General features: G+C 41.0%; 23 protein-coding genes. 3 read left to right on the top strand and 20 right to left on the bottom strand.

What is annotated here, in order from left to right; translation table 11 throughout:
• Position 1 precedes the first annotated feature (1 nt).
• The 10 genes from ERJ70_RS09560 to ERJ70_RS09515 form a co-directional block, all read right to left on the bottom strand.
• Positions 2–424, bottom strand: a complete 423-nt coding sequence (locus ERJ70_RS09560) for an acyl-CoA thioesterase (RefSeq protein WP_209368869.1) — start codon at positions 422–424, stop codon at positions 2–4.
• A complete protein-coding gene (locus ERJ70_RS09555; RefSeq protein ID WP_245208163.1) occupies positions 421–2,718 on the bottom strand; it encodes an AAA family ATPase in 2,298 nt (765 codons plus the stop codon). The genes ERJ70_RS09560 and ERJ70_RS09555 overlap by 4 nt, the downstream gene beginning before the upstream one ends.
• Positions 2,719–2,780: 62 nt before the next feature.
• Complete coding sequence (locus ERJ70_RS09550; RefSeq protein ID WP_209368868.1) at positions 2,781–2,966, bottom strand: hypothetical protein; 186 nt, start codon at positions 2,964–2,966, stop codon at positions 2,781–2,783.
• Between the two features lie 113 nt (positions 2,967–3,079).
• Complete coding sequence (locus ERJ70_RS09545) at positions 3,080–3,319, bottom strand: hypothetical protein (protein ID WP_209368866.1); 240 nt, start codon at positions 3,317–3,319, stop codon at positions 3,080–3,082.
• Between the two features lie 389 nt (positions 3,320–3,708).
• A complete protein-coding gene (tlp, locus tag ERJ70_RS09540; RefSeq protein ID WP_209368865.1) occupies positions 3,709–3,942 on the bottom strand; it encodes a small acid-soluble spore protein Tlp in 234 nt (77 codons plus the stop codon).
• Positions 3,943–3,954: 12 nt separating this feature from the next.
• A complete protein-coding gene (locus ERJ70_RS09535; RefSeq protein WP_026570263.1) occupies positions 3,955–4,098 on the bottom strand; it encodes an acid-soluble spore protein N in 144 nt (47 codons plus the stop codon).
• A gap of 79 nt (positions 4,099–4,177) precedes the next feature.
• Positions 4,178–4,345: an FbpB family small basic protein gene (locus ERJ70_RS09530; protein WP_245208162.1), complete on the bottom strand. Its 168-nt coding sequence runs from the start codon at positions 4,343–4,345 to the stop codon at positions 4,178–4,180.
• Between the two features lie 37 nt (positions 4,346–4,382).
• Positions 4,383–4,937, bottom strand: a complete 555-nt coding sequence (locus ERJ70_RS09525; RefSeq protein WP_309507422.1) for a TlpA family protein disulfide reductase — start codon at positions 4,935–4,937, stop codon at positions 4,383–4,385.
• A 769-nt stretch (positions 4,938–5,706) separates the two neighbouring features.
• Positions 5,707–8,415 carry an aconitate hydratase AcnA gene (acnA, locus tag ERJ70_RS09520; RefSeq protein WP_209368863.1) on the bottom strand — a complete coding sequence of 903 codons (2,709 nt, stop codon included), beginning with the start codon at positions 8,413–8,415 and terminating at the stop codon, positions 5,707–5,709.
• A gap of 334 nt (positions 8,416–8,749) precedes the next feature.
• Positions 8,750–9,883 carry an ATP-binding protein gene (locus ERJ70_RS09515; RefSeq protein ID WP_245208161.1) on the bottom strand — a complete coding sequence of 378 codons (1,134 nt, stop codon included), beginning with the start codon at positions 9,881–9,883 and terminating at the stop codon, positions 8,750–8,752.
• A 299-nt stretch (positions 9,884–10,182) separates the two neighbouring features.
• On the opposite strand from ERJ70_RS09515, the gene ERJ70_RS09510 reads away from it, so the two are divergent.
• A complete protein-coding gene (locus ERJ70_RS09510; protein WP_309507421.1) occupies positions 10,183–10,680 on the top strand; it encodes a DUF2621 domain-containing protein in 498 nt (165 codons plus the stop codon).
• Between the two features lie 25 nt (positions 10,681–10,705).
• Here ERJ70_RS09510 and ERJ70_RS09505 read toward each other — a convergent pair whose 3' ends face one another.
• From ERJ70_RS09505 to ERJ70_RS09465, 9 genes are all read right to left on the bottom strand, one after another.
• Positions 10,706–11,182 carry a CcdC family protein gene (locus tag ERJ70_RS09505; RefSeq protein WP_209368861.1) on the bottom strand — a complete coding sequence of 159 codons (477 nt, stop codon included), beginning with the start codon at positions 11,180–11,182 and terminating at the stop codon, positions 10,706–10,708.
• 45 nt (positions 11,183–11,227) lie between these two features.
• Positions 11,228–11,587: a response regulator gene (locus tag ERJ70_RS09500; protein WP_309507419.1), complete on the bottom strand. Its 360-nt coding sequence runs from the start codon at positions 11,585–11,587 to the stop codon at positions 11,228–11,230.
• Positions 11,588–11,601: 14 nt separating this feature from the next.
• Positions 11,602–12,036 (bottom strand): Na(+)/H(+) antiporter subunit B, encoded by a 435-nt coding sequence (locus ERJ70_RS09495; RefSeq protein ID WP_074597284.1) that lies wholly within the window; start codon positions 12,034–12,036, stop codon positions 11,602–11,604.
• 59 nt (positions 12,037–12,095) lie between these two features.
• Positions 12,096–12,803 carry a cytochrome c biogenesis CcdA family protein gene (locus ERJ70_RS09490; protein ID WP_209368857.1) on the bottom strand — a complete coding sequence of 236 codons (708 nt, stop codon included), beginning with the start codon at positions 12,801–12,803 and terminating at the stop codon, positions 12,096–12,098.
• Positions 12,804–13,154: 351 nt separating this feature from the next.
• Positions 13,155–13,373: a YneF family protein gene (locus tag ERJ70_RS09485; RefSeq protein ID WP_026570271.1), complete on the bottom strand. Its 219-nt coding sequence runs from the start codon at positions 13,371–13,373 to the stop codon at positions 13,155–13,157.
• 45 nt (positions 13,374–13,418) lie between these two features.
• A complete protein-coding gene (gene sirA, locus ERJ70_RS09480) occupies positions 13,419–13,877 on the bottom strand; it encodes a sporulation inhibitor of replication protein SirA (RefSeq protein ID WP_209368856.1) in 459 nt (152 codons plus the stop codon).
• 157 nt (positions 13,878–14,034) lie between these two features.
• Positions 14,035–16,041 (bottom strand): transketolase, encoded by a 2,007-nt coding sequence (tkt, locus tag ERJ70_RS09475; RefSeq protein WP_209368855.1) that lies wholly within the window; start codon positions 16,039–16,041, stop codon positions 14,035–14,037.
• A 135-nt stretch (positions 16,042–16,176) separates the two neighbouring features.
• The gene (locus ERJ70_RS09470; RefSeq protein ID WP_209368854.1) at positions 16,177–16,413 is read right to left on the bottom strand and encodes a DUF896 domain-containing protein; all 237 of its coding nucleotides are present in this window, start codon (positions 16,411–16,413) and stop codon (positions 16,177–16,179) included.
• Positions 16,414–16,517: 104 nt separating this feature from the next.
• A complete protein-coding gene (locus ERJ70_RS09465; RefSeq protein ID WP_209368853.1) occupies positions 16,518–17,195 on the bottom strand; it encodes a YneB family resolvase-like protein in 678 nt (225 codons plus the stop codon).
• A gap of 294 nt (positions 17,196–17,489) precedes the next feature.
• Here ERJ70_RS09465 and lexA point away from each other — a divergent pair, with 294 nt between their 5' ends.
• On the top strand, positions 17,490–18,113 hold the full coding sequence (gene lexA / locus ERJ70_RS09460; RefSeq protein ID WP_209368852.1) for a transcriptional repressor LexA: 624 nt from the start codon (positions 17,490–17,492) through the stop codon (positions 18,111–18,113).
• A gap of 451 nt (positions 18,114–18,564) precedes the next feature.
• Positions 18,565–20,556, top strand: a complete 1,992-nt coding sequence (locus ERJ70_RS09455) for a S8 family serine peptidase (RefSeq protein WP_209368851.1) — start codon at positions 18,565–18,567, stop codon at positions 20,554–20,556.
• Between the two features lie 34 nt (positions 20,557–20,590).
• On the opposite strand, the gene ERJ70_RS09450 is transcribed toward ERJ70_RS09455, so the two are convergent.
• Positions 20,591–20,857, bottom strand: coding sequence for a holin (locus ERJ70_RS09450; protein WP_209368850.1), 267 nt, complete (start codon positions 20,855–20,857; stop codon positions 20,591–20,593).
• Between the last annotated feature and the right edge of the window lie 396 nt (positions 20,858–21,253).

Below are 21,253 nucleotides of genomic sequence, written 5' to 3'. Positions count from 1 at the left end.
GTTATTCTCCTTTCATGGCGTCAAGGTATGCCTGATGCCAGTCTGGAAGGGATTTTCTTATGGAAACCGGTCGGAAAGATTCCTTTTTCACCACGACATGCCTGGTGGAACCTGTGACTGCTGTACTTCCTTCTGCATTATAAATCCGATAACCGTACGAAACCCGCAAACCATCGTATTCTTTTATCCAAGTATCTATAAATGCTTCTTCTCCGTAACGAATTGGTTGTTTGAATGATAAATCGGCATCCACAACTGGAGATACAACCCCTAAGTTTTCCATTTCATGATATTTAAACCCTAATTCTTCAATAAACGAAGTCCGGCCAATTTCAAACCACACCAAATAGTTGGCATGGTAAACGACTCCCATTTGATCGGTCTCTTGATATCTCACCTTTATTGGTGTTTTCACTGTTTTCATGGTCTTTTCCCCCTAATCGTACTCCAGGCCTGGGCAAAGTCTTCTTTCGTCAAAAGCTGATTCACTTCAGCAGTGTCCTGTTGTTCTTCTATAATACGAAGAGCCTGGAATTGAACAGCTTCGTCCACTAGATTGACTGCAAATCTGGCATTTCCATCAATTTCATGTTCCTGATATTGCTCGTTCAAGTAATGATCCGCTTCTTCTTCTAAGTGATAGTGATATTCCTCGAGATGGGACTTGGTAATCTTCATCAAATCTTCGGGCTGATAATCCGGGAAGTAAAAGTATTTTTTAAAACGGGATTCAAGCCCTGGATTACTGGAAATGAACTGCTCCATTTCTCTGCTATAGCCTGCGAGTATCACGACCAGATTTTCATTGTGCTTGGTCATCTCGTCAACTAGGGTGTCAATGGCTTCCTTCCCGAAATCTTTATCCCCTCGGTATAGACTGTATGCTTCATCTATGAATAACACACCGCCAAGGGCCTCCCTGACTTTTTGCTTTGTTTTAATGGCAGTTTGGCCGACAAACCCAGCAACAAGGTCGCTTCGCGAAGCAACGACCAGGTGTCCTCTTTTTAACAAGCCGCATTCATTTAATATCCGTGAATAAATGTTGGCAACGGTTGTTTTACCAGTTCCGGGATTCCCGGAAAATATTGCGTGTAATTGAATCGGAACAGTTGGCAGACCTTGCTGTTTTCTTTGTTGTTGTATCCGGACAAATGAAGATAGCTTTTTCACTTCCTCTTTCACATTTTCCAGTCCTATAAGATTATCCAGACGTTGCATCGGTTGTTGGTCTTCTGATTCATCGTTCAAGTCTTCGAGATCCTCGGTCTCAATTCTCATATGGTCGAGCCAGTTTTCACCGGCAGCACGCTGTTTATATGCCCCCTTTCGAAAAATAGCCCGTAACACCAAGTCTCTGACTGTCCTTGCATTGCCGAAGGTCTCATCCACTCTGGATTTCTCTATTAATCCTTCAAATTTACGCAACGCTTTTTCTGTAAAAAAGTAATCATTGCTTAATGCTGTTTTTTCAGCAATTTGTAGTAACTCGTCATTTTTAAAGTCGGGAAGTGTAATATGATTCGGCTCAGGAAAACGACTGCGTAAACCAGGATTTGCCCAAAGAAACTGTCGCATTTCTTCAGGATAACCTGCCAGAATAACCGCAAACCGGTCTGCATATTCCTTGCTGGTCATACTGGATACCAACGTATCAATAACAGCTTGTCCATAGTCACTGCCGCTTTGACCTTCCCGTTTCAAGCTGTATGCTTCATCGATAAATAATATCCCGCCCACTGATTGCCTTACATAGTTGACAGTATTTTCCTCGCTCTGTCCGACGTAGGAACCGACTAAGTGCGCTCGATTTACTTCGGTGACCTGGTTTGTTTCCAATAGTCCAAGTTCATGATAAATAGCTGCCAACAGTCTGGCAATGGTTGTTTTACCTGTTCCAGGATTACCACTTATAATCATATGGAGTCCCGGCTCATCAACCATTTGGAAGCCAAGCTCTTTTCGTTCTTTTTGGTATTTTAAATAATGATAATACTGATGAATATATTGCTTGATTTCCTTCATTCCAATTAATTCATCAAGCGTTTTCAGAGGGTCTTCCTGATTATTTTTTTTGAAAGCCTCAGGAAACAGAGTGGCCAGTTCCGTTCTCCATTTTACGATTTCTTTTACTTGCTGGTTCAATTGTTGAACCGCGAGCCCGGTTTTTTTATTTTCAATCGCATCTCCAGTCTCTTTTAGCATATCCAGTAAACGTGATAATCGATCAATGATTTGAGAGCCCACTTGTGAAAGAGGGTTGTCAGTGAATTCTGCTTGAACCAAGCTGGTTTTATTCAAAAATTCATCAATTTCCTCTGCCAGTTCACGTATTTTTTTTAACTTAGCAGGATCAAAATCGGTTTCCCTGATAGCCCATTCGGCTATCGGGAGCTTTTCCAGTTCGGAATAAAAATTTAAATATGCTTTGATACTTTTTAATTCTTGCAATACCACAGGCTTTTCACTCAATTCACCTGTTTCTTTCAAAAGGAGATCAACAATGTGGTCATTTTCTTGATTTCGTTTTAACCGATGAAAGGCAATGATCATGTAAACAACTGCTCTATAAAATTCTGAAAGCTCTATTGTTCCGTTTTGCCAGTCGTTAATAAGTCGCAGTGCCTCTACCTCGCTAAAAGGGGGATGTTGGTTTATCGTCGTCCATTGCTCAAGATGTCCGCTAATTGTTGTGTTATCTCTATCAGTAAATGCCACTTTCGATTCCGCTCCCTTCTTTCCAAACCTATTTTATCACAGGCATCCTATGTTGTAGATTTTCATGCTTTTCCGCCGATAATGATCATAAAATGTCCAATTATTCTCGTTCCTCTAATGGCTGAAGGATCAACCTTCCCAAAAATAGCGCTATATAAAAAGGCCGTAAAGAAAAGCGCAAGCGCCTTGGTCAAAGGAATACATGCTAAAGCCGCCACGTCCTGGGGCAACGCCTGCATGACCCACATCGTTTGGGCCTCCGACAAGCTTAAGCAAAGCCTCGAAGTGGCGGCCTTTTGCCACACAGAGGTTTTGCTTAAGACCTCGAGGGGTAGGCGCTGGAGCTAGACATCTCTGAAGTTTATACTTTCTTATCTTTGGACAAAAACATGGCCAGTAAGTCAAAACCGAACGAATTCAAAATTCCAATCAAATTCGTTCGGTTTGTATTTGTATATTCTCTTTTTATCCTGTTGGTTGATGCGTGCTTCGAATCGCTATGTTTTCGTGGTCTGATTTCCACACGATCAAGCCAAGATGAATCGTATTCTTCTATTGGCTGATAAATATCTAAACAGGGAAGAAGACGAAAAATCGGCATGGGGGCTCCTTTATTCTTTGAAAATTGGACAATAGCATAAGGATAAAGAAGTACTCCTGGTTTCCATGCGGCTTCGCTTTCTATCCGTAACGGCAATAGGCAACACGAAAAACACACCAGAAGAGAAGATATCTCCATTCAACGGAGGCAAGTTAAGCAGACTCCAACGGGATGAGCGCAAGCTGAAGATCCACTTGGCAAAGCGATATTCTTTGTCAAGTTAGCTAAAGCCGTGCCCACGGAAAGCGAAGTACCTTGCCGGAGTGGGAAGTTGCACTTTTCATGAGAGAAGAGTAGAACAGTTTGCTTTTTGCTAATCAAATAAAAACCGAACGAATGGAGGTATCGTTCGGTTTTTATTTTGGTCACGATGCTTTTGTCCCAGGTTCTTAATGTTGCTGTCTGTCATGATATTCGTCTTTTATTTCGTCACGAAAGCCGCGGATAGATTCTTCTCTGCGAGCGTTCTTAGCTTTGATTTGTTCCTTTTCCTCTCCAGATGCGAACTTCATCGTTTCATGAGCAGCTTCCAGATTGGCAATTGTATTTTGAACCATATCCTGTAACTTTTCCACATTGTCAGAGCGATCATCAGGATTCGGCTGTGGTCGATGTTTATCCATTGAGAAGCCCTCCTATTCACCTTTGGTTTGAATCACTTGAGGCTTTTGGTCACTTTTTACCTGCATTTGTTTTCCCTTATTTCCCCCAGCCTCCAACGGCTGCGTTCCTAGATGTCTGGGCCGGAAATGTTTGCTGTCCTTTTTAGGATTACCCACGTCGAGTCCTCCTTTCAAAAGGATACCATTATTATTGGCTAAATAAATGCAGTTATACAAAACAGGATGACCAGTAAAATCAGTCATCCTGTTTTGACGAAATGACATTCCTTCGACTATCGAGCCTGTCTTCAATATGATTCAGCAATCTACTGTCGTTTAAAATGGCTTCCCTGTTTTCCTTTATTAGATCTTCAAGTGATTTACGTTTTCTTAAAGAAATGGTCAATCCCTCCTCTGATTCCATTAATAGGAGGATTGCCTAATTTTTCAAAAAATATAAGCTAATCGAAAGATTTTAGTGTGTTTTCCATAAATTCGTAGGACATCGGGCCCGTCACTGTCTGCTTGATGTTTCCATCGCTGCCAATGAAATAGGATGTCGGGATATTCAAGACACGGTAACTATCTACTGCTTTCGAATCCTTATCCAAAAGAATGCGGAAAGTAACATTTGCCTGCTCTTTAAACGATTTAACTTTTTCGATTCCTTCGATTTCTGTCGCTGTGGCGTTGACTGCCAATATTTCCACTTCTTCACCATGTCCCTGCTTCAGCTGTTCTAAAGCGGGGATTTCTTCTTTGCACGGTCCGCACCAGGTTGCCCAAAAATTCAACAATACTTTTTTTCCTTTAAAATCGGACAAATTTATTTGTTTATCTTCAAGCGATTTCAACGATAAATCAGGAGCAGCCTGTCCTGCTTTCAAATTGTTCGCAGATGCTTGGTTATTGGCCATCTGCTGCATTTCTTTCTCCGTTCCATTATCAGTCACATTATAGATAAAAATGACAATCAAGGTTAGTAACAAAATTGCAGCAGTCGCTTTTTTAATCATTTTCACCATTCCTCTAAAAATTTTGCAGCTTGTACAGATCCCGTTTCATTCTATGTAGGAAATCATTGATTTAGAAGCCTTGTTTACTCTGTAATCTTAATTTGTTTCTCATAATATGTAAAGAATTACGGGAAATTGTTCATACTATTGTTATTCGTCCTTCTGTAAAAAGAGCATACTTCCTAAAAAGATCAACAGAGAAAACATATTACCTTTAAACACCTTTGATAAAAAAGGCAGTAATTTCCTTTGTAGTCCTTGGGCCTTTTTATAGTAGTGGTGTAGTCCAGCGCTACGGAAATACCCTGGGCTTTCCGCGGGCGGCTGGTAAGCTTCCTCGAACGAACGCTCTGCGGATCTCACCGAGACCTTTCCTCCCGCAGGACAAGTGTTTTCGGTGGGACGAGTAACCGCAGTCCCAAGGAAGGCTGCGGCGGCGATGCATCTGTTGGGTCAAGGAAAAAAATTTCTATGCTAGCGTTAATCAGCATGCTTCTTAGCGCAGGGAGCATACGCAGACTCCTGCGGGAAAAGCGCGAGCTGAATCCACTTGGTAAATCGGTTTTCTTTACCAAGTTAGCTGAAGCCGTGCCCGCGGAAAGCGAAGGATGCTACCGAAGCGGTGGTTACCAATTTTTTTGAATAGGAAATGAAACTTCCAATCACAGTTACTGCGCAGTTTACATCTTATCCGCAAAAAAAGTGCCATGCTGTTGAAAATTGTCCAAATGAAAAACAGCCCGGCAACGCCGGACTGTTTTAATCTCCATTAGTTCGTTTTCAATTTGTTTCGAAGCACCATTTGCAGGATGCCGCCATGACGATAGTAGTCAATTTCAACTTCGCTATCAAAGCGTGCAATGACTTCAAACTCTGTTTTATTGCCTTGCTCGTCGGTTGCGGTTACCTTCACAAGGTCATGGGGTTTGACCGTTTCATCAATATCTACGTCAAATGTTTCTTTTCCAGTCAATCCTAGGGATTCAGCACTTTCACCTTTGGCAAATTGCAACGGAAGTACTCCCATCATCACCAAGTTGGAACGATGGATTCGTTCAAAGCTTTCTGCAATAACTGTTTTAATCCCTAGCAAGTTTGTACCCTTGGCTGCCCAGTCGCGAGAGCTACCCATGCCATAATCTTTCCCAGCAATAACCAATAGACCTGTTTCGTCTTCTTGATATTTCATTGCAGCATCATAAATCGGCATCACTTCTTCGGTTGGCCAGTACGTTGTGTATCCACCCTCTGTTCCCGGAGCCAGCAAGTTACGAATCCGGATATTCGCAAATGTTCCTCGCATCATGACTTCGTGATTACCACGACGAGAACCATACGAGTTAAAGTTTCTAGGGGAAACATCTTTTTCCTGTAAATACTTACCGGCAGGCATGTCTTTTGCAATCGCCCCGGCTGGAGAAATGTGATCCGTTGTTACCGAGTCGCCGAATTTACCGATTGCCCGTAAATTATTAAGCTGGTGGACTTCCCCCGCTTCTTTAGATAATCCCTCAAAGAACGGCGGATTTTGAATATAGGTTGATTCATCATTCCATTTATACAATGGTTCATCGGTCGTATCGATAGCATTCCATTTCTCATTAGAATCAAATACGTTTTCGTATTCTTTCCGGAAAATTTCAGGTGTTACTGCCTTAGCTACTTCCTGTTTGATTTCGTCAATGGATGGCCAAATATCATTGAAATAAACGGCATTTCCATCGTTGTCGGTGCCGATTGGTTCATTGTATAAGTCAACATCGACACTGCCTGCAAGCGCATAAGCCACCACAAGTGGAGGAGAAGCCAAGTAATTCGCTTTCACCAGTGGATGAATTCGACCTTCAAAGTTACGGTTCCCTGATAGCACGGAAGAAACAGTGAGATCGTTTTCCACGATTGCATCCTCTATTTCTGGAGACAATGGACCAGAATTTCCAATACAAGTCGTACAGCCGTAACCTACAAGGCTAAAACCTAACCGTTCAAGATAAGGCATTAGTCCGGAATCCTCCAAATAACGGGTAACCACTTTCGAACCCGGGGCAAGTGATGTTTTTACATAGGCCGGTACTTCGAGTCCTTTTTCTACAGCCTTTTTAGCCAAGAGTCCTGCCCCCAGCATAACGTAAGGATTGGAAGTGTTGGTACAAGAAGTAATGGCTGCGATTGCCACAGCACCTGTTTTCATCACGGACGATTTTCCATCTGGATGATCAATCGCTGCTTCTTTTTCAAATTCTTTTGCATCCAAACCAAAACCTTGGTTGCCTGCCGGTGCTGTTACTGCCTCGTTAAATGACTCTTTCATTTTGGAAAGCGGAATTAAATCTTGAGGACGTTTCGGTCCAGATAAATTCGGCTCAAGCTCTGAAAGATTTATTTCAACTAGTTCAGTAAATTCTGGATCCGGTTGGTCGGATGAATACCAAAGGTTATTTTCTTTACAATATTTCTCGACTAAAGCAATATGATCCTCGCTTCTTCCTGTCAGTCGCAAATAATTCAGGGATTCCTGATCAACAGGGAAGAAACCGCACGTAGCGCCATATTCAGGAGCCATATTGGAAATGGTGGCACGATCAGCCAATGGCATATCCTTCAATCCCGGTCCGAAATATTCCACAAATTTCCCGACAACATTACGTTTTCTTAGTACTTGTGTCACTTTCAATGCCAAATCGGTGGCAGTTGTTCCATTTGGGAAACTGCCGGTGAATTTAACACCGATAACCTCCGGTGCCGGGAAGTATGATGGCTGGCCAAGCATTCCTGCTTCTGCTTCGATACCGCCAACACCCCAGCCTAGAACTCCTAAACCATTGATCATGGTGGTATGGGAATCCGTGCCTACAAGGGTATCAGGAAAAGCGTCATATTCACCGCTTTCATTTTCGAGTGCATGGACAACATTCGCGATATATTCGAGATTGACCTGATGGACAATACCTGTTGCAGGTGGAACAGCGCGATAGTTATCGAATGCTTTTTGAGCCCAATTTAAAAATTCGTATCGCTCCATGTTCCGCTCAAATTCCAAATCCATATTCGCTTGTAATGCATTAGGTGTTCCATATTTGTCTACCTGGACAGAATGGTCGATAACCAGGTCCACAGGGACTTCCGGATTGATTTTATCAGGTGCTCCTCCCATGTCGACCATTGCTTTTCGTAAGGAAGCGAGATCCACCACTGCAGGTACCCCAGTGAAGTCCTGCAATATAACGCGCGATGGCTTGAACGGAACATCCTTTCCTTCCGCTTTCCCCCATTTCGCCAGGCTTTCAACATGTTCATCCTTGATAACAAAGCCATCGTGTTGTCTCACAAGGGATTCAAGCAACACACGGATAGAAAAAGGAAGGCGGGTAATTTCGCCTAGTCCTGCGTCTTCCAGGGCTTTTAATTGATAATAGTTATACGTTTTACCATTCAATTCAAATTGCTTTTTTGCATTATAAGTATTGTTTGCTGCCATAAGACTTTATGTTACCCCCTTTAAAGATTATGAATTGTCGAAGGATCCTCCAATCCCCTTTTAAACAGCCTTCGACAAAATCTATTGTTTGAATCCACAATATATTTTAAATGAAATCGATTTATAAGTAAAACATTTGAACATATTTTTAGAAAGTTTTAAGTTTTGAAGATTGCTAGTACAATAGGAGTTTTAGCAAGGATAGGAAACGCAAGCCCTTCAAGACGTTACTATTTATTACCAGGAAAAGTTGTTGTCGGGCATCTCCTGTAGAAAGTCTTCTTGCTCCCTTTTCACCATACTTTCTACAGGACGTTTTTGCAGGGGTTTCTGTTTAGTATTCCTGTTTGGTTGGCAGGATCACCCTGAAGGTGCTCCCTTTCTCGGGGTTACGATAGATTTCCAGTCTACCCTGGTGTTTTTCGACGATTTGGTTGGATATCATCAAGCCGAGTCCTGTGCCATCTTTTTTCGTCGTGAAAAAAGGTTCTTTCAATTTATGAAGAATGTTTTCCGGTATGCCGGGACCCTCATCGACAATATCGATCTCAACCGATCCTTTTTTCGTTCTTCCATTCACGAAGACGCTTCCTCCATCTTTCATTGCCTCAACCGCGTTTTTAATTAAATTTATAAAGACTTGTTTAATTTGCGAACGGTCACAAAATACAGATTGCTCTTTATCAAGGTCCAGGTATATATCGACATTTTTCAACTTGGCCTGAGAACGGAGCAGCACAATGACATCGCCCAACAATTCAGATATCCTCTCCATTTTTTTGTCATCCGTCATGGGCTTCGAAATGAAAAGCAATTCAGAAGTAATGGTTTCAATTTTTTCGATCTCATCCACCATTATTTTATAGTACTCCTCTTTCCGGTCGATGCCTGCCTGAAGCAATTGGAGAAATCCTTTGATGGACGTTAGCGGATTACGGATCTCATGAGCTACCCCTGCAGCTAGCTGTCCTGCCACGGACATTTTTTCTGAGCGGATCATCATTTCCTCTGCTTCCTTTTTGTCCTGTATATCTTTTGTTACAGAAATCAATAAGTCAGCTGCATGCTCTTCATCTCTTAATCTTCCTATAACGCTTTCTGCCCAAATGTATTTTCCTTCTTTATTGCGAATACTCAAATGAACCTTTTGGGATTCAGCGGCATATTGGCTTAATTTAGACTTCAGAAGGTTTTGATCATACGGCGATAAAAGCTCTAATACAGAGATTCCAATCAATTCTTCCGCTTTAAAGCCGAGCATATGATGTACTGACTTAGAAATATATAAGACCCTGCCATCCAGATTGCATACAGTTATTAAATCATATCCGTTATTCTCAATCCATTCGAGCATGTTATCCGGCAAGCTGCTCAGCAAATAATCAGTAGCAGGATGATGATGTTCGTTTAATTCCATAGTATGCGTGAGATGGATATTCGTCTCTTTGTTTCTTTCTTCTGAATCCATTCCTTTTATCCCCCTATCTCATGTACCGACTACTAGGATGATTATCTCAAAAAGTCCGCCTTTCTTCTATCTTTTTCCTATATCCAGTATGAAAACTTGTATTTATAAAAATATCCTTTTATAATTACCATAGCTGATTCCGATGATAAAAAGCTTGCAGATAAAAAAATAGAGCAGCCTATTTCCATTCCGTAAAATGATTAAACAATTATTAGTAATATTACTATAAATATCAAAAAAATTAAACTTTTGCACTATTTTTTCTCTATTTCCACTATATTTCTTTACTTGAATACAATATGACAAAAATAGAAAGATTGGTGATCGACATGACAGGCGGTTTTGCTTATTTCATCGTTGCCTGGGTGTTCCTGCTTGTTGGTTTGATGGCGATTGGCGGTTTCTTTATGTTCCGCAAATTCCTTAAACGGCTCCCTAAAGAAGATGGCAAGTCCATTCTTGACTGGGAAGAATATTACGTAAAAAAAACACGCCATATGTGGGGCAAAAAAGAATTGGCATTGCTAGAAGAACTGGTCTCTCCCGTGCCCGAATTATTCCGGGATATTGCACGACAAAAGATAGCGGGGAAGATTGGTGAAATTGCTTTGGAAAAGAAACGAAAGAAAATAACGCAAGACATATTAATCGAAGGATATATTATCGCGACGCCTAAGCGCGACCATAAATTCTTACGAAAAAAGCTGAACGAAAAACAAATTGACATGGAACCTTATGCTGAGTTATTTGAGTTGGAAAAGGTTCCCGCTAATAAATCAACACCCCGCAGCCAATAATCAAATCGACTGCGGGGTGTTGATTTTAGGATGTTACCGAGCTATTCAAGCGTTTTTCAATTCTGATGAATTTCCACAGCATGGCAATCCTCCAGGATAATATCATCCCGAATGCCAGTAAAAAAAACATACCGCTTGTTTCTCCCACGGAAATAGTTTTCCCGATGATCACCTTTAGGGTGATCCGGACGATTAATAATCCAAACAATATAAATACAAATGCTTTCGAAGGAATCAAATAAATATATCCATTTTTCACTTCAAAATTGGAGGTTTTGATTAAAAAAAGAGAAAATACCACTCCGACAGAAAAAGCTTCCAATACTTGTGCCCACGACACCTGAAAGGCAGGTACCAAAAACATAAATGCACCCGTACTCATAAATAAAGGCGGCAAAATGATTCTGGCTTTACTTGCTGGTCTCCTCGAAGCTTTCATTCTGACAAAAATCATGGTAACTGCCATCAGAATTCCTACGATTGTGGTTGCTGTGATCAGCATATTATCAACTCTTCCATCTTATCTATATGTATGTAGCAACTGTTGTCAGCTCAGCACCCGATTAACCGCCTCAAGTACTCTGTTTTCATCAAAAGGCTTTACAATAAAGTCTTTTGCACCTTTTTCGATCGCTTCCACTACCAGCTTTTGTTGTCCCATCGCTGAGCACATAATTACTTTTGCTTGACCGTCAAACGCTTTGATCTCTTGCATCGCGTCCATACCGTTTTTTCCCGGCATGGTGATATCCATTGTAACTAAATCCGGTGATAACTGCTTGTACATCTCAACTGCTTGATCACCATCTTCTGCTTCCCCTACAACGGTATGGCTCCCGTTTTCTAAAATCCCCGACAGCGTTACACGAATAAATTTTGCATCATCAACCACTAATATGTTTGCCATCAAATTCCCCCTTACTAGTCACGATCGCCGGCAATCGAAAGAATGATTGTCATGGTTATCCCTACCACCGTAAGATATACACCCAAATCAAATAAAAGTGCTGTGGCCAGTTCTTTATCCCCCAGTAACGGAATATGGAAGTGGCCAAAAGTTTGATTTAAAAACGGTTCGCCAAAAGCGAAGGAACCGACACCTGTCAACAAGGCGATCATAAGTCCAGTCGGTACTAGAAAACGAAAATTAACTGGTATAATTTTGCTGACAGCTCTCTCTCCATATGCCATATACATAAGTACAATCGCCGAAGCGGTCATTAATCCACCGACAAATCCACCTCCAGGCGCGTTATGCCCTGCAAGAAATAAATAAATCGAGAAAGCGAATAAGATGAATGATATTAGCACTGTCGCCGTTCTTAAAATCAAGTCATTCGTTCCGTGCATTTTCATAACTCCTTTTCCATTTCCGTAATTCTATCATAATATAAATGTGCAGTGATTTCCATCGGTTAAAACCCGTAAAAATTAAACCACCCAGCAAGATAGGAAGTTAACGCCGTCATCCAGTCGAAAAAAAGGGCGATTCCCATAAATATCATGACATAACCCCCGATTTTCACCAATCGTGGACCGTTCCTTTTTATCCATTTCATCTTTCCCACAAAAAAGGAAAGGATCAAAAACGGAACAGAGAATCCCAACGAATAAGCACTCATCATCACCATTCCAAGATCCGGCTTATCTGCAGATAACGAGATAACGGCACCAAGTATAGGTCCCGTACATGGCGTCCATCCCATGGAGAAAGCCATTCCGATAAAAAAGGAACCGATAAATCCGCTAGGTCTATTGCGGAAAACGATTTTATGATCCTTCATCAGAAATTGAAAATTGAATACTCCTATGATAACCAATCCAAAAAATACAATTAGAATTGCTCCAAGCTGCCGTATTGCATCCTGCCAAGTTAATAAAAACTCCCCTATAAAGGTGGTGAAAAAACCGAGTAAAACAAAAACACTCGAAAATCCAAGCAAAAACAATAATGTATGGAAAATACTTTTGCTATTCAGCATTCCGTTTTCAACCTTTATTTCGTTCACACTCATTCCAGTTATGTAAGATAAAAAAGCTGGATATAATGGCAGAACACATGGAGAGATAAACGATAGGAAGCCTGCTCCAAAGGCAATAAATATATTTAATTCTGCTGCCATTTTTCTCCCTCCTTCATTAACATAATTCTTTTGTAACTTATTTGTAACAGTGCTCGCTTCTGTATGTCTAAGCATCCAATGAATTCAATTAAAGTCCTGACATAGTAAGTGTCTAAGAGTGCGAATCACCCCGTTATATTGTAATTGCATCGAAGTTCCCACTAAACATAACCGATAAATCCGTCCTCTTAAGTGTAGCAGAAGATAGAACCGCCATTGTGACAACTAAGTGAAATTATCACTTTCTTACATATAAATCCCTTGCCGCTAAGTGACAAGGGATTTATATGTATAGTTATCAAATAGAATCTATTTTAGATACCATTGACCACTAATAAGTGGGTTCATTCATTATTTTGACTGGTTGTTCATCGCCCGCATCATTTGATTGATTTTTTTCTGCGACGGCTTTTGTCCCATTTGCATCATCAATGTACGGAGCATTTGTTCATTAATCGGCGGGTTCTTCTTAAGGTAATTCATCATATACTTTCTCGCAATGAAAAACCCCAGAGCAACACCGGCAATCAAAGCAATAATGGCAATCAATACTACCCAAATCGTGCCCATGTCACGTCTTCCTCCTTCAAGTTGTCTCTCATACAGTATAGTAAATCATAATAGAGAATACAATAGCCTTGTATTCAAGTCCTTATGACGTTTACCTATCGGTGAGATCCATCCATAATTGTCAGAATCATATTCAATAATAAAAAAGCGGCTGTTAAATCGCCTGAAATATTGAAACAACAGCTTTTCCGCTCCGGAAAAGCTAGAGGAACTTCCATATATGCAAGTCCCGGCAATCAGTAGTTCCGCAACGTCTGATTGACCTTCAATACGCAGTACGTTCCCCTTCTTTTCAAATGCATTTTCGCCGGAATGGCAAAGTGCCAGATAGTCCATTAATTCTCGTACAGGAATTTCAGAAGTAACGTATCTCGATTGTTTATAGTTGATACTATCTACTGGATAAACATCAAACTTGCGTAAAAAACGATATAAAATTTCAGAACGATAATAGTAATGATTCGCGAATTCACTGTTCACCAAAAAAATGGAGTAATTAGGCATTGGCTTGTCCCTCCCTGCTAGGAACAATTATACACAATCCAATGCGAAACGGTTGTCAAACGATGGTGGAGAATTCCGCGATTTTTGTCGCACAAGAAAAATATGAGGCCATAATAGACCCCCCCGGCTGGATAACAGCCTGGGGGGGAATTGACATTTAACCTTTGATGAGGCTCTCTGCCTGGTTGACTACATTTTCTACGGTAAACCCGTACTCTTCCAAAATCTTATCTCCGTTAGCGGAAGCGCCGAAGGTTTCTATACCCAACATTTTGCCTTCATCTCCTACATAACGTTCCCATCCGAAAGGAGAAGCCATTTCAATTGCCAGACGTTTTTTCACAGTAGACGGAAGAACTTCTTCCTGATAAGCTTTATCCTGCTGTTTAAACCGATCCCAGGAAGGCATGCTGACCACACTGACATGAATATTCTTGTTTTTCAGTTCTTTCTGCGCGTTGACGGCCAGCTGTACTTCAGATCCAGAAGCAAGAAGCAAACCGTCCGGTTGGTCACTATCAGCAGGACTAATGACGTAAGCACCTTTTTTGACTCCTTCATATGCCTGTTCTTTTGTGCCCTCCAAAGTAGGAAGGCCTTGTCTGGTAAGAACAAGCGCTGTTGGAGTTTTTGTGGATTCTAACGCTAGCCGCCACGCAGCACTGGTTTCGTTTCCATCAGCCGGACGAATCACAGACAAATTCGGCATTGCACGAAGAGATGCCAACTGTTCGATCGGCTCATGGGTCGGTCCATCTTCTCCCACAGCGATGGAATCATGCGTGAAGACATATGTTACCGGAAGATTCATAATCGCGGACAGCCTTACTGCCGGACGCAAGTAATCACTAAACACAAAGAAGGTACCAGCATAGACCTTTAATCCGCCGTGTAGTCCCATTCCATTCAAAGCTGCAGCCATAGCAAACTCGCGCACACCAAACCAAATATTTCTGCCGGAATAGTTATTTCTCGAGAAATCGCCGGCGTCTTTTACATTCGTTTTATTCGATCCAGCTAAATCAGCGCTCCCCCCAAAGAAGTAAGGTACTTTGTTGGCAATAGCATTGATTACTTCGCCGGAAGAAGCACGAGTAGCTAACTTATCTTTTCCCGTCTCGTAAGCTGGAAGCTCCTCTGTCCAGTTAGCAGGCAGTTCGCCGGCAATGGCTTCTGCCAGTTCTTTGGCAAGCTCTGGATATTCCGATTTATACTTGTCGAAAAGAGCGTTCCATTCATCTTCAGCCTGTTTGCCTTGTTGTACGATTTTTTTATCGAAATCCTGGTAGACTTCTTCCGGCACATGAAATTCCTCATGCTCCCATTCATATGCCTGTTTGGTAAGCTTGATTTCATCAGCACCAAGGGGAGCACCGTGGGAAGCCGACGAAGCAGATTTGTTGGGTGATCCATAACCGATAACCGTTTTCACTTCGATCAATGTGGGCTGTTCTGTGTTTGCTTTCGCTTTTTTAATTGCATCTCGGATAGCGGATAAATCGTTGCCATCTTCCACCCGAATAACCTGCCAGCCGTATGCTTTGAACCTTTCTTCTACGTTTTCAGAAAAAGATTGGGACAACTCACCGTCCAGCGATATATCATTCGAATCATATAAAGCGACCAACTTGCCAAGCTTTAAATGACCAGCCAACGATGCTGCTTCATGCGAGATACCTTCCATTAAATCACCATCACTGACAAGAGCAAAAGAGTGATGATCAATAATCGGATAGCCTTCCTTGTTGTACTTGGCAGCAAGATGTTGTTCGGCCATTGCCATTCCGACCGTCATTGCCAGTCCTTGTCCGAGTGGTCCAGTCGTTGCTTCTACCCCTTCTGTATGATGAACTTCCGGATGGCCTGGAGTTTTTGACCCCCATTGCCGGAAACCTTTCAAATCATCGATCGTCAATCCATAACCGGAAAGATGGAGAAGGCTGTATAACAGCATTGACCCATGTCCAGCCGATAGTACAAATCTATCACGATTGAACCAGTGCGAATTCTTCGGATTATGGGTCATGAAGTCTGTCCAAAGTGTATATGCCATCGGAGCAGCTCCCATAGGCAGTCCTGGATGACCGGAATTCGCATTTTCAATTGCATCGATTGATAGTGTACGAATGGTATTAATGGATAGTTTTTCTGTTTGGTTTACCATGTATTGTTGTAACCCCTTTCTGATTTACGGATTATGTACACCTCATATCCTATAATGAAAAAACAAAACAAACAAGCATTTCAACATGTCCATTATAATTTCATGCTGGAATGCTTGTCAAAAAAGGCTTCCTTCTCAATGATTGTTTTTCTCCCGCTGTTTTAAATCTTTTACTTTTTGGGGAGTGACATCCTTTCCTTCCGGATCAACCACTGTCATGCTCTTGAATTGGTTTTTAAAGGATTTCCGGACATTTTTCAAGTACTCTTCCCTCAATGATTGTTGTTCCTGCTTTTCTTTAGCAGTCAACCCTTCTTCTTTTGCCTTTTTAGCAAGTACATTGATTCTATTCAACTTATCTTTTGAAAGCATAAGATACTCCTTTAAATTAATTTATAGTTCTTGTTTTTCCATAAAACAGATTCTTGAAACAAAAAAACAAGTTCAGACAGAACCGAACTTGTCTTGTACATATCTTATCGTTTGTCAGAGTTGGAATCAAGGGAAACATACTCTTGAAACCTGCGGTGGACGGTGGCTTTCGAAACTGGATAGCCAAGCCCTTTCAAGGTCGCAGCTATTTCTTCGAAAGTCAGCTTACTCGCCCTTAGTCTAACCACCTCATCAATCGGGAACTCTATTCTATCTCTACCGGAGGATTCATGCTGCTTCGCTAAGTTTTTGCCCGGATCATATCCCCGTTCCATGGCTTTTCGCATTCCCCGTTTAATTTTCATATTATGGATTTTTCTTTGATATTCTTCTACAATTCCGACGATCTGCAGTACCATAGAGTCCGATTCCGACAATTGCAGCTGTCCTTGATGTGTCAGGGAATACACGGGGATTTGCAATTTGTTTAGCTGATGAAACAAAGCGATTTTTGTATTACCTCTTCCAAGCCGTGTCTCATCCTGAATGAGGAGACAGTCGGCTTGCTGTGAGGAAAAAAGGTCTAGCATCTGGAAGACGCCTTCCCGCTCAATCTCGTATCCGCTCTTTTGTTCTTCTATAACCGATACAATCTCTAGTCTATGATTAACAGCCATATTAGTTAACTCCTGCCTTTGACGCTTCAAAGAGGTTTCCTGTTCATCTTTAGCTGTGCTTACTCTACAATATATAACTGCTTTTTGCTGTTTTGTTGTCTCCACAATCTGACACCTCTTATAATGCTTTTGCTTGTAAGTTACTTAGATGGTGACCATTGAATAATACATTAATCCTAAAGTCAAAATAAATAAGGTTAAATAGAAAAGGTCTAGTTTCGAAAGTTTTTGAAACATTTTATACGCCTCCCAAATAATTAGAACCTATGTTCGTGTTTATACTTTTATTATATACGAACATAGGTTCTTGTCAACATTTTTTTCGAACGAGTGTTTGTATATACATGCCATGCATGGTATAATATTCACAATAAATACTATGTCCGAGGTGTTACACAAATGACAAAACTATCAAAAAGGCAGCAGGCAATTTTAGAATATATTAAAGAACAGGTTTTGGATAAAGGCTATCCGCCTTCTGTAAGGGAAATAGGAGAGGCTGTCGGACTTGCATCGAGTTCTACTGTGCACGGCCATTTATCGAGGTTGGAAAAAAAGGGGTTTATCAGAAGAGATCCTACCAAACCTCGCGCCATTGAGGTGCTCAGTTTGGAAGAGGCAAACGAAATTCCTGCCGGGGAAGCCACTTTCGCTCCCGTTATCGGGAAGGTAACGGCAGGGATACCAATAACAGCAGTGGAAAACATCGAAGAGTATGTGCCACTCCCCGGCACAATAGCTAATCCGGATGATAATATATTTGTATTGATTATCGAGGGAGAAAGTATGGTTGAAGCAGGAATACTGGATGGGGACATGGTAATTGTCAAACAACAGCAAACCGCTCAAAATGGGGAAATTGTCGTGGCCATGACTGAAGAAGGAGAGGCCACCGTTAAGCGCTTCTTTAAAGAAAAAGACCATATTCGTTTACAACCTGAAAATGCAACAATGGAACCAATCATTCTCAATAATGTTTCGATCCTAGGAAAAGTAATAGGTCTATATCGACATATCCAGTAAAAAGTAAAGAAAAAACCAAATCATCAGATTTGGTTTTTTTCTTTCTAGAATGATCTTCTATCTATATGTGTTTACGTTATCCATAAATTTAGTTAGCAGTGTTTCGCTTTTTGTTTTCAGGAAGCGGAAATACTACCAAGAATGCGAAATACCCCAACAATAAAACATTGAAAACAAATAACCATATGGAAGAAAAATCGTATATCTCTTGAAAATTCTTTGTGACGGCCAATACCAAAGCGGCTATCAGCACAAAACCTACATACTTGATAAATAACACCTCCCTTTCATAATTTTATTAAATTTCCATGAAAATGTCCAAAGTTTTTTCCTTTTAACAAAACTGCTCCTTTATGCACTTTATGGAACTACTAAAAAAAATACTAAGGACAAATCGTTGTTATGCTGGTAAAATATAATTCTGTATTAATTCGTAAAGGAGTAATTGCCTGTGAATAAATGGCTTTTTGTCTTTTCTTTGCTACTTATCCTCAGCTCCCTTGATTTTATAAAAGTGGACGGAGCTGCACTGGAAAAGGAAGAAGTACTTATCCGTTATCAGAGTGAGCAAAGCAAACATGAAATCATGAATGAAAGCTATGAAGTTATCAATCAATATGAGAATCTTCCTGTCCTATCCGTCTTGATAAACCCTAACAAAAAAGAATTATTGCGGAATCACGATGATATTTCATACATAGAGAAGAATAGTCCAGTTAAATTATCTGGAGAAACTGCACGAGAAATCAATCAAGCGGCATCCGTTGAAAATCAGTGGAATATGGATACAATTGGAGCTCCTCTTGCCTGGTCGGAAAAGATCACCGGAAAAGGAGTCGACATAGCCATCATCGATACTGGTATAGCCGAGCATGCAGATCTTAACATTCAAGGTGGCTATTCAACAATGAATAAGAATCCTGAATGGGTCGATGATAATGGTCATGGTACCCACATAGCAGGAATCATAGGGGCAAAGCATAATAAAACTGGTATATCCGGAATAGCTCCGGACGCAAACCTATATGCTGTTAAGGCATTAAACCATGATGGAGAAGGTAGTCTTGCGGATATTGTTGAGGCGATTGATTGGGCAATTCAGCAGGATATAGATATAATCAATCTTTCTTTGGGAACTTCATTCAATAGCGAAATATTAAAGGATATGATGAGAAAAGCTTACGAGGAAGGAATTCTTATCGTTGGGGCCAGTGGTAATGAAGGGACAGACGATTCTGTTATTTATCCTTCCAAATATCAAGAAGTCATTGCGGTTTCTGCCATAAATAAAAATAACGAACTAGGTTCCTTCTCTTCCACCGGGCCAGAGGTCGAATTAGCCGCACCAGGTGTAAATATAAGAAGTACGTATTTAAATAACACATACGCTACCTATAGCGGTACATCACAAGCAGCTCCACATGTTACTGGTATGCTTGCATTGTTAAAACAAAAATACCCAGAATTAGCATACGAAGAATTAAGAAAACTAGCTGCGGATTATACAACTGATTTGGGGGATCCTGGCTACGATGTCTATTTTGGAGCTGGTTTGATAGATTTTCGGCGTTCTGACCAAATTGCTCCCCATGAGGTTTCTGATGTTGTTATAAAAGAAAAAACACAAAATACCCTATCTCTAACGTGGGAAAATCCCGAAGATACTGACTTTGAAAAGACGAACTTCTATTTAGACAGTAAACTTATTACATCCGTGAATGGTTCGGAAAATCCAGAAATTACGTTTTCAAATTTGGAAGCAGACCAAACATACTTAATAAAATTGACGACAGTTGACACCTTTTCAAATGAATCGGCAGGGATAACAATCACCGTTAAAACGAAACCGGAAACCAATTCTGATCTTGGGTCCTCCATAACTGAAAACAATGAAGAAAGCAGTTTAGAGAACCTTCCCCAACCACCCGAGAAAGAGGAAATGGAGCAAGAAGAACAGTTGTCCGAAGGAACGGAAGAAGTACAAGGTAATACGAAAATATCATTACCTTCTAAAAAGCAAACGGAGCCAGGCAATACAGGGAAAGAAATACAACCTGCAAAAGAAACAGAAGATAGGGATCCTGGCAAGACGATCGAGAATTCAACTCCCTTGACCGGACAAAAAGCAAGCGGTGGTAAACAACAAAATAATCATGAAAAAATTGTCACTACACTTTCTAACCATGAGGAATCAAATGCCGTAGAAAAAGCTAAAATTAATAATGCTGGACCTCCGCCCACGGATGAATTAACGCCGAAACGAGAAAACGACTTTCAATCCGGAGACCTGACTAAAACAACAGCGGAAAATGCTGAGTCAGATGACATCCAATTGCAAGAGAATGAGTCTATAACCAACGAATTATCTGGCCTCTCTAAAATTATCTATTTGGTTATGGAATTTATCACACTCTTTTTCCGATACTTGTCTATGAAAATGTAAAAGTAACAGTGGCCCTCTTACCAGGTGTAGAGGGCTATTTATTTTTATCTGTTTGACCATCTCTTTTTTTGACAAGTTCGAATAAACCTGTACCTGCCAAACCAGCGATCCCCCCTGCCCACAGCCGTAAAACAATATCCATTTCACTAAATGGATAAGCAATGACTCCAATCACCATCCCAATCACTAAGCTGATGGTTGGTATAATATTTTTAGGAAGAACGAACGTTTTTTTTACCAATTCAACTAAAGCGGAAACAACCGGAAATAAAACAGTAGCAAACATCAAGACATTTTCCAAATTAAAACCCCCCTTATTAAACTATGACGTTATCAGCCATTCTAGAAGCGGATCTATAAACTGCTTGACTTCTATTCTTCCTGAGGTTGGTTTCTTATAAAGACAAAACGACGGGAGCCATGCCATAGGCTTTTCTTGTTGTATAGGAAATGATAAATTTAACTGTCTGTGGATAATTGTTGGCTGAACCAGCCACGTGTAGCTCCACGCCTACCCCCTCGAGGTCTTAAGCCCACCCTCTGTGTGGCAAAAAGCGCCACGCCGAGGCTGTTCTTAAGCTTGTCGGAGGCCCACACGATGTGGGTCATGCAGGCGTTGCCACAGGAAGTGGCGGCTCTAGCCTGTATTCCTTTAAACAGGCGCTTACGCTTTTGTCCTTAAAACTTTTAAGTTCTT

Source organism: Sediminibacillus dalangtanensis (assembly GCF_017792025.1).
Lineage (GTDB): Bacteria > Bacillota > Bacilli > Bacillales > Amphibacillaceae > Sediminibacillus > Sediminibacillus dalangtanensis.
This window is presented reverse-complemented; position numbering and strand designations above follow the sequence as displayed.